Below are 18,874 nucleotides of genomic sequence, written 5' to 3'. Positions count from 1 at the left end.
ATCCGTCTCTATACGTTGTGAAGATAAAAGGGAGGTTAGGGAATGAGGCGAAAGGGGTTCAGAACTGCGCTTGCCATGATCCTGCTCAGCGCGATGCTGGTTGCGGGATGCTCCGGCGGGGGCAAGGATGATTCGGGAACGTTAAGTCCTGACAAACCGGTTACTTTTTCTTGGCTGGTATACGACCGGGTCGAGGGCAAGGTTCGGGATGACTGGGAGATTTTCAAAGAGATCGAGGCGAAGACGGGCGTCAAAGTGAAGTTCCAGATCGTGAGCCAGGAGGGGCTTGAGGAGAAGAGGCAGATCATGATTGCCACAAATACCGCCACGGATTTTATCCAGGTGCCGACGCAGGACGGCAGGGAGCATGGACCGGAGAAGGTGTTCCTGAATCTCAATGATTACTTGGATCGGGCGCCGAATCTGAAAGCCTTTTACGACAAATATCCTGAAGCCAAGGCGCTGGCAACGGGCACGGACGGAGGCTTGTATACCGTACCCGTATTGGAAGGGGATGCGGAGGGCAAGGGCTTCAACTTTATCTGGTATGCCCGCAAGGACATTATGGACCAGCACGGGATACAGGCGCCGAGCACGGTGGATGAATTTTATCAGTATCTGAAATTGTTTAAGGAAAAAGTTCCGGGTTCCTATCCGCTCATCTCAAACGCGATCGTGGGCGATACGGGGCTGTATACAACCTTTGGGCGTATCTTCACAGGCATCAGCGGCTTCTACAATCTGGATCCGACCACAGATCAATATGCTTTCGCACCTTACCATGAGAATTATCAGGATATGCTGGTGTATCTGAATAAGCTGTATGCGGAAAAATTACTGGATCCGGAATTTTCGCTGCTGACACAAGCGCAATGGGAGGAACGGATACTTACCGGCAAATCCTTGGTGACCTTCTTCTGGAAGGCTGATCTGGAGTCGCTCGTAGCGAAAGCGCGGGGAGCCGGGACGGCGGAATACGAGCTGGATGCGATTCCTTCCTTTGCCGCCGAAGGGATCAAGAACTATCAGTTCTCCCGTCCGGTTGTTGGCACTGTTGGTCGGGCCATCTCGGCCAAGGTGAAGGATAAGGAGCGCGCGGTCCAGTTTCTTGATTACTTAGTCAGCGAAGAGGGAACGAATTATCTATCCCTGGGCATTGAAGGCAAAACCTATACCATGGAGGATGGAAAAGCCTTATATAACAAGGATTTCGGCGAGTCTCCGTTTAATGCGCTGCGTAAGGATTGGGGCGTATGGTATGACCTGATTACATTGAATAATGCCAAATCCCGCGAAGTATGGGAGCGCGGATTGAGTGAGAAGAGCAAGGATATTAATGCAAGGTATGAGCAGTACATTATTCCCGCACCGAAACAGATCGTGAAGACAGAAGAAGAGCTGGAGCTTGAGAAATCGAAGCTGAACAATCTGAACAAATTCCTTGAGCAGAAGGTGACGGAGTTTGTAACCGGCAAAACGCCGATTAACGATACTACCTATCAGCAATTTATTGACCAGGCCAAAAAACTCGGCTCCGATGAACTCCTTGCCATGTATAACAACGCTTATACGCGCACATATGGCGGCAAGTAATCCGCAAGTGGAAATGGAGGAATCAGGGAATGGACGATATGAAAATTATCGATGTCGACGTTCATAACGAGCAGGACGACAGGGCACTGCTTCCATATCTGCAGGAGCCCTGGCGCTCCCGTGTTGCCGCATCCGGCATCGGTTATGCAGGCTCAGGTTATTACTCGCCGATCGGCGTGATGAAAAAAGACTCGATCCCCCCGGGAGGAGGCAAAGCCGGCTCCGATCCCGATTATATGATCAAGCAGCTGATCGAAGGCTACAATCTGGACTATGCCGTGTTGACGGGCGTCGTCTACAATATCTCCTCTACCCATGATCCGGATTATGCGGCCGCGATCTGCTCGGCTTATAACGATTATCTGGTTGCCGAGTGGCTTGGCAAGCATAAGGCGTTCAAGGGAGCCATGGCGGTAGCCACCCAGGACCCGCTGCTGGCGGCACGTGAGATCGATCGGATCGGCGGCCATCCGGAGATCGTGGAGGTAATGATCTCCAGTGCAGCGCGTTCACCGCTGGGTCAGCGCCATTATCATCCGATCTACGAAGCGGCGGAGCGTAAAGGCCTTCCGGTCGCGATCCATCCGGGAGCAGAAGGCGGCGGGAGCTCAACAGCTCCCACTGCGGCCGGCTACCCGACCCGCTACATCGAGTGGCACACCTGTCTCTCCCAGATGTTCATGGCACATCTGGTGAGCATGGTCTGCGAGGGTGTATTCGTGAAGTACCCGAATCTGAAGGTCGTACTGGTTGAAGGCGGAGTAGCCTGGCTGCCAGGCTTAATGTGGCGGCTGGACAAAAATTATAAGGCGCTGCGCTCCACCGTGCCCTGGCTGACGAGAATGCCGAGCGAGTACATCCGGGATCACTGTTATTTATCGACGCAGCCGATTGAGGAGCCGGACAATCCGCAGCATCTCATCGATCTGTTCAATATGATTGACGCCGAGAACATGCTGCTCTACTCTAGCGACTACCCGCATTGGGATTTCGATTCGCCGGGCCATATCCTGCGCGGCCTGAAGCCGGAAGCGCGACGGAAGATCTTTTATGAGAATGCGAAGCAGCTGTATCGTCTGGATTGAGGAAATGGAAGAGGAAGCTGACACTTCGATCCAGACCCGATGCGGGATTTCCTGGACCAGAGGTCGTACAAAAACCGTTTGCTTTGCTAGTAAAGGAGGTCACATATGGCAGTGCATTATGTGATGGCGGAGGATGCTATCCCGGAGGGTGGCTGCGCCGTCGTTGATATCGACGGACGCGAGGTCGGCATCTATCGAATAAATGGCGAGTATCACGCCATTCTCAACTACTGCCCGCATCAGGGAGCACCGATCTGCGCGGGACTGGTCTCCGGCACGACGCTTCCTTCGGAAGTATATGATTACGAATACGGCAGAGCCGGCGAGATTGTCCGCTGTCCCTGGCATGGCTGGGAGTTCGACCTGCAAACCGGCAAGTCGCTCTTCAGTGACCGTATCCGGGTGAAGAAGTATAAGGTGGAGGTCCATGAGGGCAAGGTAGGGGTGGTGATGGGGAGGAAATAGATACTCATCAGGCTGTTAAAGTTTCCTACGGCTCAGCAGGTCACAATTCTTGATGGCTCCGGTTTGCAAATAGAAAAAGAGCGAGTGCCCAAGGCTTAGCTTAGGGCACTCGCTTTTTATACATGGATGGTCATCCATATATTGCGATGTAATGTTGTACATGAAAATCTTCTCACACCACCTGCGACAACACAAGTCCTCCATAAGCAAATGCCGCCAGAATCACCAGTGCCGGATGGATTTTGCGGATATTCATGGCCCAGAAGGCAACGGCCGCGATACCAAGGGATTGCAGGAGGCCAATGGAGATCACGGAACTTTTGCCGATCTGCCACGTCAGGGTCAGCATCATGATGGCGATGACCGGTTGAACCAACAGTGTCATGCCCTTAACGACCGGCGAATTGCGATGTTTTTGCAGCAGGTTCAACAGCCAGACGAGGGCTACAGCGGAAGGTACGACTGTCGCTGCAAGAGCAAGGATCATGCCCATCCAGCCGGATACGCCGTATCCGACAAATGCGGCGATCTTGGTAGCGATCGGTCCGGGCAGCGCATTGGCCAGGGCAAGCATGTTGGAGAAGTCCGTATCGGAGAGCCAGCCGTGATTCGTGACGATCTCTTTATACATGAGCGGAATCGAAGCGGGACCGCCGCCGTATCCGAGGACATTGGAGACAAAAAAGCTGATCAGAAGCTGAAGCCATTCTTCCATTAAGCGGAGCCCTCCTTATCCCGTCTTTGTTTTTTTAACTTCGCTACGAATTTGAAATGCACGGTGCCGTAACCAAGGAACAGTAAAATAACGATGGCTGGGTGAATTTGAATGCTCTCCAGCAGAAGGAACGACAGGACGAAAAATCCGATGCCGACATAGATGCCGAGACCTTTGACGGCCTTCTCGCCAAACTCGTAAGCCATCGTTCCCAGCATGACGGCAATGACTGGTGTAACGCCAGCGATCATGCCGGCGACGATCTTGGAACTGCTGAGAAAAGTCACCGCTGACAATAGCGCAATCATCGCAATGCTCGTCGGAAAGATATGCGCGAGAACGGCCACCACGGCGCCGAGGACCCCTTTTTTCTGATAACCAAGATAGGCTGCCATCTTCGTGGCGATGGGACCCGGAAGGGCATTGGCCAAGGCGAGTACTTCACCGAATTCATCGTCACTGAGCCATTTATAACGAATGACCGCTTCATGATGAATCAACGGAATAACGGAAGGACCGCCGCCATAACCGAGTATTCCGGTTCGAAACATACCGAGTATTAATTCTACGTATGGATTGCTGGTTTTATCATTCAAGGCAGGATTCCTTTCTGTCGAAGTCATTTGTAGTCTAGAGTCTAATACCCGTCCGACTTTTATAACGCTTGATTAAGATTTGTGTATCTACGCTTGTAATGCCCGGGAGCAGGTAGAGCTTTTCATGTAAAAACATTTCCATTTCATGATGATCAGTAAACAGCCCATGCATATGCAATTTGCTTGGACCGGTCATATGATAGAGGCTTGTGACTTGCGGTTCATGTTCAAGCGTATCCGCCACTTGCTGCAAATATTTGGGCTCGACCTCCACATTAAAAAAAGCAGACACCGAAATCCCGACTTTCTCCGGATTGATAACCGCCGCGAATCCTTCAATGACGCCTTCATCGATCAGGGCGTTGACTCTGACCTGTACGGCAACCCGGGATAATCCGATTTCCTTCCCCAAATCCGTATAGGATATTCGACCATTCTTGCCAAGAATGGCGATAATCTTGCGGTCCGTATCATCCATGATGGCTGATTTCCCTCCAATAGAGTGAGTATCTGTATCCATGAATTGCAGCTCCTTTTACTTATATGTAACCATTACCCTGATTATTTGCTGCAAAACGTAATCTCATCGCTCCTGTTAATGACGATAAGTTTAAATATATAGGGGATTAATGATGTTTTCAATATACACCAAAAAAATGAAACTTTTTGTCCCTTATTTAAGTCTATGACTATATACAAGTAGGGGGATAATAATCCTCTGCGCTTGATTTAATTTATGGTTCCCTTTGTGTAATTACCCTTTTATATCCATATGTGATAGGATGTTTGAGGGAAATACTAGATTCATAGGAGATATGAGTGGAAAGGCGGTATACGTATGAAGAGGTTATTAGGACTTATTCTGGTGATTGCCATGATTTTACCGATGGGCATCGTTTCAGCGGCAGGCACGGAAGGAAAGAAGACTGCAGGTGACAAACCGATCCAGCTGGTTTTTGCTGGTGATATATTATTGGACGGATTTGTCGGCAGCCAGATTGATAGATTCGGAAATGAATTCCCGTTTAAAAAGGTAGCTCCTATCTTGAAAAAGGCGGACATGGCTTTTGCCAATCTGGAAACCCCGGTGTCCATTCGAGGAAAGGCAGCGGAGAAAACCTTTGCTTTCCGTTCCAAGCCGGATACCCTCAAAGGCCTGGTTTATGCTGGGATCGATGGTGTTACACTTGCTAATAACCACATTCTGGACTATGGGCAGCAGGCTATGCTGGATACGATCACACATCTGAATCGCCAGAAGATCGGGTATACAGGTGCAGGACGTACGATAGACGAGGCCTTCAAGCCTTATGTGCAGAAAATAAACGGTAAAAAAATAGCGGTATTAGGCGTCAGCCGGGTGCTCTCGGACAATTCCTGGATTGCCGGCAAGAACCATCCCGGCGCAGCTTCGGCCTACACGATGGAGCCGATGCTGAGTCATATTAAAAAGTCGGCCAAAACGAATGATTGTACGATCGTGTACATACACTGGAACCAGGAATTTGCGGATTATCCCGAAGATTATGCACGCAAGATGGCAAAGGAAATGATTGATGCCGGTGCGGATATCATTATCGGTTCCCATAGCCATACCTTGATGGGCATTGAATATTACAAGGGCAAACCCATTTATTACTCACTCGGTAATTTCGTATTTAACCGCTCCACTCGGGGCGGGGATATATCGCTGCAATCCATGATGGTGCATATAGATATCCAAGGTTCCAAGATCACAAGCCGGATAACACCTGTGAAAATTATTAGTGGTCAACCGAACTTGATGGATAAAAAGTATAATAAAGAAATCATCGCGAAATTGAACAAGCTTTCATATAATGCGAAGATTGATGCGAATGGCAACGTCACTCCAAAAAAATAACAGATTACTTGAAAAACTGCAGCTAAGGGCTGCAGTTTTTTTGGTTGGGAGATTGATTTCCGTGTGGATAATACGGAAAAACATCCAGGAAAGGAGAAGGGAAACCATCTCTTACGGCACCCAAGAGAAAATTCCTGCCAAAAATTAAAATAAAATTTTACAAAATATATTGAATATTGAAATAAAGTTTCAATATGATAGAGGGAGTAAATTAACTTCTTGTTAATACAGATTGGAGGTGGAATTAACAAGTAAACGTTATACTCCCGAGTAGGTCTCTCATTCTTGAAAGACACAGAAGGGAGAAATTAGATCCCCAGCATAGAGAAGGAGGAATTCATGTACATGTTTCGAAACAAAAAGAAAATATCATCGTTGCTTAGCGGAGTGATGTTTCTATCGCTTCTGTTTCCTACAGGACTATCTGCTGCTTCTGCTAATCCTGGCGCCTCGTCATCGGTTATTGATATACGTCAGACGGAGATTGGGCCAGGGGCTACATACACGTGGGCAAATATGAATAAGGGCAGTGGTGAACAGAAGATCCACATGGTAGAATTTCACCCCTCGCAAGGGAGTCTAGAGCTTCAGGCCGGACTCACGGATGGCAAGGTATACGGCATGCAAGGGGTCAGCAGCATGGCATCTGCGGCGGACAAGGAGGGCAACCGTGTCATTGCCGCAGTAAACGGGGATTTTTATGATATGTCCACGGGGATTCCGCTTGGATTGTTCATGGGGGATGGGGAGTTTCTGACTGATCCGCCTAATGGACGGCTGGCATTCGGAATCAAGCAGGATGGAACTACTTTGTTCGGAAGTCCGAAATTGACGAAAAACGTTTCGATAGGCGGAACCCTAAGCAGCCTATCATCCATTAACCGTCTTCGAGGGACGGACGCTCTTGTTCTATATACTGAGAAATTCCATACCACAACGATGACCAATAATCTTGGCGACGAGGTTATCCTGGATATCGTAAGTGGCAGAACCGCCAGCGGGGAAACCATGACGATGAGAGTGGCCTCCATTCTAAAGGATCAGGGGAACTCTCCTATCGGAAAAAATCAAGTGGTGTTGTCAGCTTCAGGGTCGCAGCGAAACAAGCTTGCCAGTTTAAAACCAGGTGACGAAGTGACCGCGAGCTTCGCGCTTGAAGAAACTTGGAAGGACGTCACGATGGCTATCGGCGGTAATGTGATGCTGGTACAGGATGGCGCCGTTCAGCAGCATACCGATCCAGCCATACATCCACGAACCGTGGTTGGCACCAAAGCGGACGGATCGGTCGTGCTGTTTGAAGTTGATGGCCGTCAGCCCGGCTTCAGTGAAGGGCTTAGCTACATACAGCTCGGCGAAATGCTGAAAGAGCTGGGTGTGGTTAACGCGCTGAATTTGGATGGTGGCGGTTCGGCTACATTCGTTGCGCGTCTGCCTGGAGAATCGATGGGGAAGGTGCTCAACTCGCCATCTGATGGCGGAGAACGCAAGACGGCCAACGGTATTTTACTGGTGAACAAGGCTCCTGAAGGAGCAGCAAATAAACTGGTCGTGGCTCCCACACTGGAGAGAGTGTTGACAGGCTCCTCTGCTACTTTTAAGGCGGCAGCGGTGGATGAGAATCTGCATCCGGCCAAGGTGACTGAGTCATTGATGTGGAGTATCGACCCAGCTTATGGAACCATTAACTCTAGCGGCACTCTCAAGACCGGGGAACTTGCCGGGCTAACGGAGATTGCGGTGCAATCCGGCAATCTAACCGGAACAGCTAAGGTTGAGGTGGTGGACGAGCTCACAGAGCTCAGATTTCCCGATGTCGTAAAAACCCTCACTTCGGGTTCTAAAGAGACGCTTAAGGTCATTGCGCTTCGCAATGGACAAGTGGTGCAAGCAGACAATAACCGCTTGGAGTGGCGAACGGAAGGAGAGATCGGTACGATTGACGGTGACGGCGTGATCACCGCAACGGATAAACAGGATGTCAGCGGTAAAATCTTCGTGAAGTACGGTCAAGTGGAGACATCAATGGATGTGAATGTGGGAATTCCTCCCGTCATGCTGGAGGACTTCGAGAATGGGCTTGACCGTTATCTTCCGAGTGCCGGAGCCCAGTATAAGTCAACCAAGGTATCCATTGAGACCGACGAGACCTACATTCGATCAGGAAATGGAGCATTAAAACTGGAATATGATTTTACCGGAACGACGGGTACTTCTGGCGCCTATCTGCAGGCGAAGGGGACCGGGGATCATATCGAAATTCCGGGTTATCCAGAGAAGATTAGCATGTGGGTGTATGGTGATGGCAATGGGCATTGGCTCCGCGCCCAGATCTATGACAGCAAGGGCAATATACCACTCGATTTTACCGATCAGAGCATCGGTGTTGATTTCAAAGGGTGGAAGTATCTTGAAGCCTCCGTGCCCAAGGGAAGGACCCTTCCTCTGAAGATGGACATGCCTGTTCGTTATATGGAGCCTCAGGCCGCGAAGAAGGATGCCGGGGTTATCTACGTTGATGAGATACGTGCATTATATGGTCCGGCAGATGATGATATTGATCCGCCGGTATTGATGAAATTTTCGCCTGCGGACGGTGAAGAGATCAAGGTGAATACGCCGACCATTACCGTTTACGCGGAGGATGCAGGCTATGATCCTGAGTTACATCCTGGAACGACGCTGATCGATCCGGACAGAATCCGATTCTACCTGGACGGCAGGTTGGTACAGCATACTCTGTATCCGCCGGAAGGGAAGATCTATTACACGCCGAGTGTTCCGCTTGCCGATGGCGTGCATCAGGCGAAAGTAACCGTCCGTGATCTTTCCGGCAACCAAACGACTGAGGAATGGCATTTCACGGTAAACACGGATGCTGCCAAGGTAGTGTATGGCACACCGGATACAGTCTACGCAGGCAGCAGCTATACTGTCGACATTAGGGGAGTAAAAACATCCTTAATAAACAGCGGACATCTGGAATTTCAATTCGATCCAACCAAGGTGAAGAATCTGCAGCTTATACCAGGAGACAAGCTTAGTCCTTCCCAGATTAGCGCAAGCATTGACCCTACTACAGGGAAGGTCAGAGTGACCTGGAAGGACATTCACACCGCTTCTCTACAGGATACAGATTGGATTGGACAAATCGGGTATGACGTGAAGAAGAACGCAACCGGAAGCAGCGTGATTTCCCTTACGTCCGGTGGAGTGTCCTTTGCTGATTCGGGTAATACCGAATTTTCATTCTACGGTTTTCCGCTAAACTCGCAGATTGCTACGCATTATGCGCTTAGCTGGAGTGAGGAGGGGGCGGTGCAGGGGTACGAAACCGAGTTCACCGTAACCGATGCACAGGGTCAGCCTGTCGAAGGTGCTATGATTATGGCTGATGGAGCAGCGGTTGGAACGACAGATGCAGCAGGCATTTTGAAGACGGGAACGCTGACATCTCAGGTAAAGACGTACGAAGTACAGGCCGTGAAGAATAATCAATATAGCCCGGCCTTGGAGTTCAAGGTTTCGCCGCTTTCTGGAAACCCGATTCCATCCAATATCAGCGTAGGCATGGGCGAAGATCCAGCTACGTCAAGGATGCTGAACTGGCATACAGATCCAGCCACGGAAAATACTGTTGTGGAATTGGCCAAGCAATCAGAATTTACGGACTTCGCTGCGGGGAATATCCAGAAATTCGTTGGTAACAGCGAGCTGTACCATACGCTGGATCTGGGCACCGTCCGTGTCCATAAGGCAACGGTAGCTGGTCTTGAGCCAGGTACGGAATATGTGTATCGTGTCGGTGATGGACAAGGTCATTACAGCACGCAAGGCTCTTTTAGAACAACCGAACTAACAGGAGATACGACAAAATTTCTGTATTTTGCTGATTCACAGGCATCCTCTGCTAAAGAGTTTGAGTTGTGGGGGAAGACGATCGATAAGGCGGCAGCCGAGCACCCTGATGCTGAGTTTATGGTGCATGCCGGCGATATGGTGGATAAGGGGTTCTTGGAGGCACAATGGAATTACTGGTTTGAAGAAGCACAGAAACATTTCCTTCATACGACGCTTGTGTCAGCTATCGGAAACCATGAAGTGATGGGAACCAAGGAGAACGGGGACTTCCTTGCTCACTTCAATCAGCCGGGCAATGGTCTGGACAGTCTGAAGGGAACCAATTTCTCTTTTGACTACAAGAATATTCATTTCATTATGCTGAACAGCGAGTATCAGCTGGAAGATCAGAAAAAGTGGCTTCAGCAGGATCTGGCCAGTAATGACAAGGATTGGACTATCGCGATGTTCCACCGTGGGCCGTATGGAAGCATCTATGATTCCGCTGAGGTACGCAGCTTGTGGGCGCCAGTGCTTGAGGAGTTCGGTGTGGATCTCGTATTGAACGGGCATGATCATATCTATATTCGTACCTTCCCGATGATGAATAACCAAATTGCAGATGACGGAATAGGCACAACCTACGTTGTTGCTGGTTCGTCGGGGCCTAAATTCTACTCCCACACGGAGCGGGGCTGGCATGAGGTAGTCGATGATGAACCGGCGCAGATGTATGCCTCCGTGGAAGTGAAGGGAGACGAGCTTCACTTTGTAACCAAAACGATTAACGGCAGGGTCGTGGATGAATTCACACTGACGAAATCGGTTACGAAACCGGGGCCGGAGCAGTTGATCATAGAGCCTGATCAGCTGAGCCTTGCCGTCGGCGAGAGCCGTCCTTTAAGCGTCCAAGTAAAGCCAAGCGGGGCTGAGCGGACGGTGTTGTGGTCTGTGTACCAATCCGAACCTGCGGAGGATGTTGTCGATGTATCGCTAGACGGAATTGTAACAGCTCAAAATATCGGCAGTGCGATTGTTAGAGCAACCAGCACGGTCGCACCGGATGTTTATGCAGATGTGTTGATTACGGTGGACCGAGTGCCAGAGGGAAGCGTTGAATCGATTACCCTGACCGGCAGACCAGAGCTGAAGGTGGGGGATACGGATCAGACTGTTACGGAGGCGGTTTATTCCGATGGCAGTCGTATCCGTTTGGTCGATGGTATAACTTACGAGAGCAGCAAGCCCGAGGTCGCTTCCATTGATGAACAGGGTTTAGTCCTAGCATTGGCAGAAGGGACGACCGTGATTTCGGCGACCTACGAAGGATTCAAAGCGGTATATGATTTGCAGGTGAGAATGGTTGATGAGGGCAAACCCGATCCAGGACCCGAGCCTCCGGTAAACCCACCGGTCCAACCGCCGGTAACACCACCTGTAATACCTCCGGTGACGCCACCATCGGTAACACCGCCATCAGGCAGCATCACCTTTTCGGCGAGCGAGCTGGCAGCCAAGCTGTCGAATGGACAGGCTATCATAAAGTTGAATGGAAACTTTACGGATATCACGCTGCCAGGAAATGCAGCTGACATTCTGAGGGAAAATGGCTCCCTTCGTATAGAAGCGAGTAATATGGCTATTACAATTCCTTCTGAAGTGCTTCGTCAGGTGGGTGGTCTTGCAAAGGCTGATCAGCTTGAGACGGTGACGATAAAACTGAGCGCCGCCACATTATCGAATGCTGAGTTAAAGCAGCGGCTAACGCAAGCTGCCCGCATCTCCGGAGCTAAACTGACGGCTGTGGGAGATGTATTGGAGTTCCAGCTGCAATGGATCACGGCGGATGGCCAAGCATTTAGCTTAACTGAATTCGCACAACCCATCATGCTTGAATTACCGCTGCCAACAGATGCTGGTGGCAAAAGAACCTCCATGTACTATATTTCTGACAATGGTGCGTTGGAGTATATTGACGGCTTGAACAGAGAAGGTCGAATAATCGGGGAGATCAGGCATTTCAGCGCATACGGCTTGCTCAACTATGAGAAAACATTTGTCGATGTGAAAGCCTCGTTCTGGGCTGCGGATGTGATTGGTGAGTTAGCCGCGAAGCAGCTTGTTGAAGGGGTCAGCATGGAACGCTTTGCTCCGGCTCGGCAGGTGACCCGGGCCGAATTTGCAGCAATGCTGGTTCGTCTGCTTGATCTTCAGGCAGAGAGTACTGCACCGTTTGACGATGTAACTTCTGGCAAATGGTACGCAGAGGCGGTGGCAGCAGCCGCCGAGTCAGGTATTGTGAACGGAACCAGCACAAAGCATTTTAATCCCGAAGCTCCAATTAAGCGTCAGGAAATGGCGGCTATGGTGGTCCGTGGATATGACCACGTGAAGAATCAACCGCAGGGGAGCATCAGGTCAGGCAGCGAATTTGCTGATCTCGCTTCATCCCCAGAGTGGGCTCGGGAAGCGGTAGAAACCGCGTATGCCCTGGGTTTAATTCAGGGACACACTCCGAATCGTTTTGAACCGGAAGGCTTGACGACGCGTGCGGAAAGCGCGCAGGTCATCTATAACCTGTTGCACAAACTGAAGTAAAGATTAGAGGGCAAGAAAACCGTTTTTTTCTTCTGTAGAGTATTACAGAAGAAGGAGGCGGTTTTTTTAAAAAAACTACGGTCTGACTTTGGAATCTAATGAAAAAGACGTTTTTTTGCAGGTTAAGAAATAAGAGAAGTTCCGATATAATGTTAATAAGTTGTTCAAATACGATGTAAACTGAAGTAAGGCTAAACTGGTAACCGGAAAGGAAGAGAAAGAATGACGGAATACGCAAATACACCAAAACCTCCTTATTATGCCTGCATTTTTGTGTCCAAGCGCACAGCGGGGGATCGGGGGTACGGGGCGATGTCGGACAAAATGGCAGAGCTCGCAGCGCAGCAGCCCGGCTATTTGGGCGTGGAGTCTGCCCGGGACGAAGGCTTGGGAATTACGGTATCCTACTGGGATTCCCTTGAGGCCATTCGTTTATGGAAGGAGAATGCCGCTCATCAGGTAGCGCAGGAGCGGGGCAGGAACGACTGGTATGAAAGCTTTGGCTTGCGAATTTGCAGGGTGGAGAGGGACAGCTTCTACAAACTTTAGGCAGCGCTAGATCATGGAGAGGAAGAGAGGGGAAGATTTATGGAGCAGAATCCATGCAAGATTAGATGGGGAATCATGGGGACAGGCTGGATTGCTGAGCAATTTGCAGCCGATCTGGCATATGTGGAGAATGCCCAGTTTCTGGCCGTGGGCTCTCGCAGCGCAAGTCATGCAGGTGAGTTTGCGTCTAAATACGATATACCACGGGCTTATGGCAGTTACGCGGAACTCGTGAAGGATCCTGATGTCGACGTCGTGTACATAGCAACTCCGCATCCGCTGCACCGGGATCATGCTTTGATGTGTCTTCAGGCCGGCAAATCCGTCCTGTGTGAGAAACCGTTCACGATCAATGGGGATGAACTCGAGGAATTGGTGGCGGCTGCACGGGAGCAGAGGCTGTTTCTGATGGAGGCCATGTGGACGCGTTTCCTTCCTTCGATCCGGCAGGTACGCGAATGGCTGAGGGACGGGCTAATCGGCGATGTGCGATTGTTGAAAGCCGACTTTGGGTTTCGGAGCGGATGGAATCCGCAAGGCCGTTTGCTGAATTTGGAACTAGGTGGCGGTGCACTGCTGGATGCGGGGATTTACCCGGTGTCATTTGCCTCTATGGTTTTTGGAGCAGATCCGGATAAGATATGGAGTACCTCGCATATTGGCGAGACGGGGGTGGATGAGCAGTTCTCCGTTATTCTATCCTATGAATCAGGCAAAACTGCCTCGTTAAACGGGGCGATCCGGCTTGGATTAACAAATGAAGCTTACATTTATGGTACGGGCGGGCATATTCACATTCCTTCTTTCCTGAATGCGACATCGGCTTCGCTTCATGTAGATGGCAAGGAACCGGTGATTATTACGGATGACCGTCAGGAGAAGGGATACAGCTTCGAGGCTTATGAAGTGGGACGATGCCTGCTGGAAGGAAGGCTGGAGAGCGATGTGATGCCGCTCGATGAGTCGCTTGCCATTATGCGGCTGCTGGACCAGATCCGAGGGCAGTGGGGGCTAAAATACCCGTCGGAAGGTTAAGCGAAATAGAAGCTTTAAGGAAGCAGCGTGAGAGATTTTTCTCGCACTGCTTTTTTAGTTGGGATTAGTAAGGAGCAGCATTTAGGTTCTCATGTCTTTATTTACATACGTTTTACGCTGGGATAACAACCCATTAATCCCCCTTTGTTATGCTGAAGCTGTTTGAGGGTTCTTGGTACAGACCCACCTACATAACAAAAGGAGAGAATAAATGATTAATCACATGTACAAGAAGCTATTATCCATGCTGTTATCTACGGCACTTGTGTTAGGATTTTTTGCAGGTATCGGAGGTCCTGCGGTTGTAGAAGCTGCTACACAGGATCAACCAGATATTTTGCTGCATCGGAATGCCGAGTGGAAGTATTTTGATCAGGGTCAAGATTTAACAACGGTATGGCGCGCCACTTATGATGATTCCACTTGGGAATCCGGACTTGCTCCTTTCGGTTATAAAGATAACGGCAGCGGGGTATCCACTGCTGAATTTGGACCGCTAAATACCGAAGTTTCCTATGGTCCCGACAAGAAGCTCAAACACCGCACAACTTATTTCCGTACGAATCTTCATGTCAACAAGGATCAAATTGACGGCTACGGCCAGATTCTCGGCACGTTTGGTGTTGATGATGGCGCCGTCGTTTATGTCAATGGTCATGAAATCAGACGTATGGGTCTGCCTGAAGGTGAGATTACTTATGACACAAAGGCGACCTCAAACAAGGACCTCCCTGTTGTGTATAAAGATGTCGATCTGACGGAGCCGCTGAAAGCATATTTACAGGACGGCAACAACGAAATCGCGGTCGAGGTTCATCAGCAGAGTGATAGCAGCTCAGATCTGTATTTTGATATGGAACTTGCCGCGTTAGCACAGGCGCCACTCTTTGATATTTCGAAGGTTACAGTAACCTTCTATGGAGATGCGACATGCTCGAAGGGTTTTACATGGTATACTCCGCTGGGCTCCACCGGGAGTAATGTACAGGTTGTGGAGAATCGCGGCAGTGCCCCGGACTTCAGTCAGGCCCTGGAATTTAGCGGGCGTACTTCCGTTTCCTCGAATTCTCCAGGTGAGCATGTTCATAAAGCGGAAGCGACAGGATTAACGGCAGATACCTCCTATTATTTCAGGGTCGGGGACCAAAGTCTGAATTTATGGAGTGAGATCGGAACCTTCCAAACAGCACCTGTCAGCGGTCCCTTCACATTTATTGATCTGACTGATACGCAGGCGAAGGAAGAGGATGAGGCTAGTCTGTCGGCAGCCACCTTGTCCAAAGCGCTTGCTACAATCCCGGATGCCAAATTCGTTATGCATAACGGAGATGTGGTCGAGAACGGCACTTCAGAGCAGGAATGGAACTGGCTGCTGGGCCATTCGCAATCCAGTCTCTTGAACACAACCATCGTGCCGGCAGCGGGCAACCATGAGGATAAGAACTATGCCTTCTATGATCATTTTAATGTAAAGCAGCCGGATAATGCTGCGACAGTTACTGGCGCGTACTACTCTTACGATTACAGCAATGCGCACTTCATCGTGCTTAACTCCAATGAGAATTCATCCGAGTACGCGAACTTCTCAACAGAGCAAGTAGCGTGGATGAAACAGGATGTGGAGCAGGCGAAGGCAGCTGGCGCAGAGTGGATTATCGTCAATATCCATAAAGGGCCGTATACAACATCGAATCATGCAACTGACAAAGACATTATTGGCGCTAATGGAGTAAGAAACAAAATTGCTCCCCTGATGAACGAGCTTGGGATTGATATGGTGCTGCAGGGACATGACCACATCTATGCGCGTACGAAGCCGATCAAGCGTGATGGAACTGCAGAGGATGTCACAAAAATTACTGAGACGCTAAATGGACAGAGCATCGAATACGCAGTTAAACCGGAAGGAACCATCTACATGATTCCTGCTACCGCAGGGGCCAAGGTTTATTTCAAGAACCAAAAGCCGGAGCTTGGAGATGCGTATTTCAATTTGTTTGAACGGGCGGAAGAGAATCATGCCCGTAAATACGGGGATTCAACCAGCCTTGCCAGAGGTAAAGTCCAGAACTTTGTCGGGTTTACGATCGACGGAGGCCAGCTGACGGCCGTAACATATGAAATCGATCAGAATCAGAACAGCGGGCAGCCGTTTATCGTGGATCAGTTCGGTATTATGAAGGAGACGAAACCGGATCCTGTTCAGGAAAAAGTAAGTAAAGTAACGGTTACGTTTCATGGTGATGTCAAAACGTCCAAGGGTTTTACCTGGTATACTTCCCAGCAGGTGACCAACAGTGATCTTCAAGTTGTGGAGAAGTCTGCGGCTGGGCCTGACTTTACGAATGGGATTTCGTTCCAAGGACGTTCGGCTGCTTCTACTAATTCTGTGGCAGAACTTGTACACAAAGCAGAAGCAACAATGCTCAAGCCTGACACATCCTACTATTTCCGCGTAGGGGATGCAGCGCTTGGGGTTTGGAGCGAGACGGGAACCTTCCAGACTGCGCCGGAGAAAGGTGCCTTCACGTTTATTGATTTGGCCGATACGCAGGCGAAGGAAGAAGAGGAGGCCTTGCTCTCATCCGAGACCCTCGCTAAAGCGCTGGTTACCGTGCCGGAAGCGCAATTCGTCGTCCATAACGGCGATATTGTAGACAAGGGCGTCAAGGAAGAACAGTGGAACTGGTTGTTAGGGTATTCGCAGCAAAGCTTGCTCCATACAACGCTGGTGCCATCTGCGGGCAACCATGAGGATGAGAACTACGCTTTCATCGAGCATTTCAATGTGCAGCAGCCGGACAACTCGGCAACAGAGACTGGAGCGTATTACTCATACGATTACAGCAACGCGCATTTTGTTGTTTTGAATTCCAATGAGGATTCGGACGCGTACGATAATTTCTCGGTCGAGCAAGTGGAATGGCTTAAACAAGATGTGCAAAAGGCTAAACAAGCCGGCGCGCAGTGGGTGATCGTTAATATTCATAAGGGTCCGTACACCACTTCGAATCATGCGACGGACTCCGATATTATGGGAGCCAATGGCGTCAGATCCAAGATTGCTCCGTTAATGGCAGAGCTCGGCATTGATTTGGTATTACAGGGTCATGATCATATTTATGCCCGCACCAAACCGATCAAAGCTGACGGAAAAGCGGCAGAGGCAGAGAAAATTACGGAAATGCTAAATGGTGAGAAGCTGGAATATTCGGTCAATCCGGATGGTACAATCTATTTGATTCCGGCCACCGCGGGACCAAAGGTCTATTATAAGAACCCGAGTGAAAAGCTTGGAGATGCATACTACGGACTGTTCGAACGTGCGGAAGAAAATCACGCGGCTAAATACGGTCCGGATCCAAACGATAATCGGCGACCGAAACGCAGCCAGGTACAGAATTTCGTCGGCATTACGATAGATGGCGGCAAGCTGACTGCGGTCACCTATGAAATTGACCAAAATCTTAAAGGTGCACAGCCGTTTATCATTGATCAATTCGGTATTGTGAAAAAGGATGCTGTTGTCCCGAAACCTGATCCGGGAACCCCAGGTCCTGAGACACCGGATCCTGGAACACCAAATCCCGGTACACCAGATCCTGGCACATCCACTCCAGGATCGGGAAGCAATACCGGTTCGGGTAATTCAGGCTCCGCTTCAGGAAGCGGATCAGGATCAGGCTCGGAGAACGGTCCAGGTGCCGGGAATGGAACGAACCCGGGTAACGGGTCGGGTACAGGTTCTCAGTCTGGAAGCAACACAGGTACGGATGTGGGTAAAGAGAATCCACCAGCGCTGAAGGATACCACAGGTCACTGGGCCAAATCAGCCATCGATAAGGCTGTGGCAGCTGGTTTCGTTAACGGCTATGGAGATGGAACATTCAGGCCCAATCAACAGGTTACGCGGGCAGAATTCATCACGATGCTGGTACGCGCGCTGCATCTTAATGAAGACATTGTCCAGCTCTCATTCCGTGATGCAGCCAAGATTCCTAATTGGGCGAAGGATGCCGTGTCACAAGCAGTGGAAGCTGGTATTATTAGCGGTTACAAGGATGGCTCCTTCGGCCCCCATAAGCCGCTAAATCGGACGGAGCTGGTAGCGATGATCGTTCGCGCTAGCGGAATCAGCCCGGATTCGTCGGCGAAGCTGACTTTTAAAGATGCGAAGGAGATACAAGCGTGGGCTCGTCCCTATGTAGCAGCTGCAGTGGAAGCAGGATTGGTGGGCGGTGTAGGTAACAACCGCTTTGCACCACAGCAATTCGCAACACGTGCGGAAGCCGTGACGCTGATCATCGAACTTCTTGAATACGTGAACTGAATAAATTTTAAAGCTGAAGCCAAATGGGAGGGAGCTCTCGTTTGGCTTCTTTTTTGTCTCCATACGTCATGCAATAGAAAAATCCTGCCTAATTTATAAAATTATATTTTATAAAAACTATTGAAAATTGAAATAAAATTTCATTATGATAGAGAAGAGATGAATATGGATGTTTTTTGTTCCATA

At 49.8% G+C, this 18,874-nt stretch carries 11 protein-coding genes; 8 read left to right on the top strand and 3 right to left on the bottom strand.

Translation table 11 applies throughout. The features are described 5' to 3' along the window. Positions 1-42 precede the first annotated feature (42 nt). The 3 genes from ABEQ74_RS22915 (at position 43) to ABEQ74_RS22905 (ending at position 3,143) form a co-directional block, all read left to right on the top strand. Positions 43-1,593: an extracellular solute-binding protein gene (locus tag ABEQ74_RS22915; RefSeq protein WP_430124473.1), complete on the top strand. Its 1,551-nt coding sequence runs from the start codon at positions 43-45 to the stop codon at positions 1,591-1,593. Between the two features lie 29 nt (positions 1,594-1,622). Continuing rightward, positions 1,623-2,678 (top strand): amidohydrolase family protein, encoded by a 1,056-nt coding sequence (locus ABEQ74_RS22910; RefSeq protein WP_430124472.1) that lies wholly within the window; start codon positions 1,623-1,625, stop codon positions 2,676-2,678. 105 nt (positions 2,679-2,783) lie between these two features. After that, positions 2,784-3,143, top strand: a complete 360-nt coding sequence (locus ABEQ74_RS22905) for a Rieske (2Fe-2S) protein (RefSeq protein WP_430124471.1) — start codon at positions 2,784-2,786, stop codon at positions 3,141-3,143. Between the two features lie 172 nt (positions 3,144-3,315). Here the strand turns inward: ABEQ74_RS22905 and ABEQ74_RS22900 are convergent, their stop codons facing one another. From ABEQ74_RS22900 to ABEQ74_RS22890, 3 genes are read right to left on the bottom strand one after another with little or no spacing between them, the layout of a single operon-like run. Then, entirely contained in the window at positions 3,316-3,858 is a 543-nt protein-coding gene (locus tag ABEQ74_RS22900) for a chromate transporter (protein ID WP_430124470.1), read from the bottom strand. Next, on the bottom strand, positions 3,858-4,481 hold the full coding sequence (locus tag ABEQ74_RS22895; protein WP_430124469.1) for a chromate transporter: 624 nt from the start codon (positions 4,479-4,481) through the stop codon (positions 3,858-3,860). The genes ABEQ74_RS22900 and ABEQ74_RS22895 overlap by 1 nt, the downstream gene beginning before the upstream one ends. A gap of 7 nt (positions 4,482-4,488) precedes the next feature. Beyond that, on the bottom strand, positions 4,489-4,974 hold the full coding sequence (locus tag ABEQ74_RS22890; RefSeq protein ID WP_430124468.1) for an Lrp/AsnC family transcriptional regulator: 486 nt from the start codon (positions 4,972-4,974) through the stop codon (positions 4,489-4,491). 318 nt (positions 4,975-5,292) lie between these two features. Between ABEQ74_RS22890 and ABEQ74_RS22885 the strand changes: the two genes are divergently transcribed. The 5 genes from ABEQ74_RS22885 (at position 5,293) to ABEQ74_RS22865 (ending at position 18,688) form a co-directional block, all read left to right on the top strand. Further along, the gene (locus ABEQ74_RS22885) at positions 5,293-6,336 is read left to right on the top strand and encodes a CapA family protein (RefSeq protein ID WP_430124467.1); all 1,044 of its coding nucleotides are present in this window, start codon (positions 5,293-5,295) and stop codon (positions 6,334-6,336) included. A gap of 345 nt (positions 6,337-6,681) precedes the next feature. Then, positions 6,682-12,774 carry a phosphodiester glycosidase family protein gene (locus tag ABEQ74_RS22880; RefSeq protein ID WP_430124466.1) on the top strand — a complete coding sequence of 2,031 codons (6,093 nt, stop codon included), beginning with the start codon at positions 6,682-6,684 and terminating at the stop codon, positions 12,772-12,774. A gap of 222 nt (positions 12,775-12,996) precedes the next feature. After that, the gene (locus tag ABEQ74_RS22875; protein ID WP_430124465.1) at positions 12,997-13,323 is read left to right on the top strand and encodes an antibiotic biosynthesis monooxygenase family protein; all 327 of its coding nucleotides are present in this window, start codon (positions 12,997-12,999) and stop codon (positions 13,321-13,323) included. Between the two features lie 39 nt (positions 13,324-13,362). Further along, positions 13,363-14,358: a Gfo/Idh/MocA family protein gene (locus ABEQ74_RS22870; RefSeq protein ID WP_430124464.1), complete on the top strand. Its 996-nt coding sequence runs from the start codon at positions 13,363-13,365 to the stop codon at positions 14,356-14,358. A gap of 211 nt (positions 14,359-14,569) precedes the next feature. Further along, positions 14,570-18,688, top strand: coding sequence for an S-layer homology domain-containing protein (locus tag ABEQ74_RS22865; protein ID WP_430124463.1), 4,119 nt, complete (start codon positions 14,570-14,572; stop codon positions 18,686-18,688). Positions 18,689-18,874 lie beyond the last annotated feature (186 nt).

It is taken from the genome of Paenibacillus solani (assembly GCF_050475945.1).
Taxonomy (GTDB): domain Bacteria; phylum Bacillota; class Bacilli; order Paenibacillales; family Paenibacillaceae; genus Paenibacillus_AQ; species Paenibacillus_AQ solani_A.
Note: the sequence above shows the minus strand (reverse complement) of the source record. Positions and strands in the feature narration are given on the sequence as shown.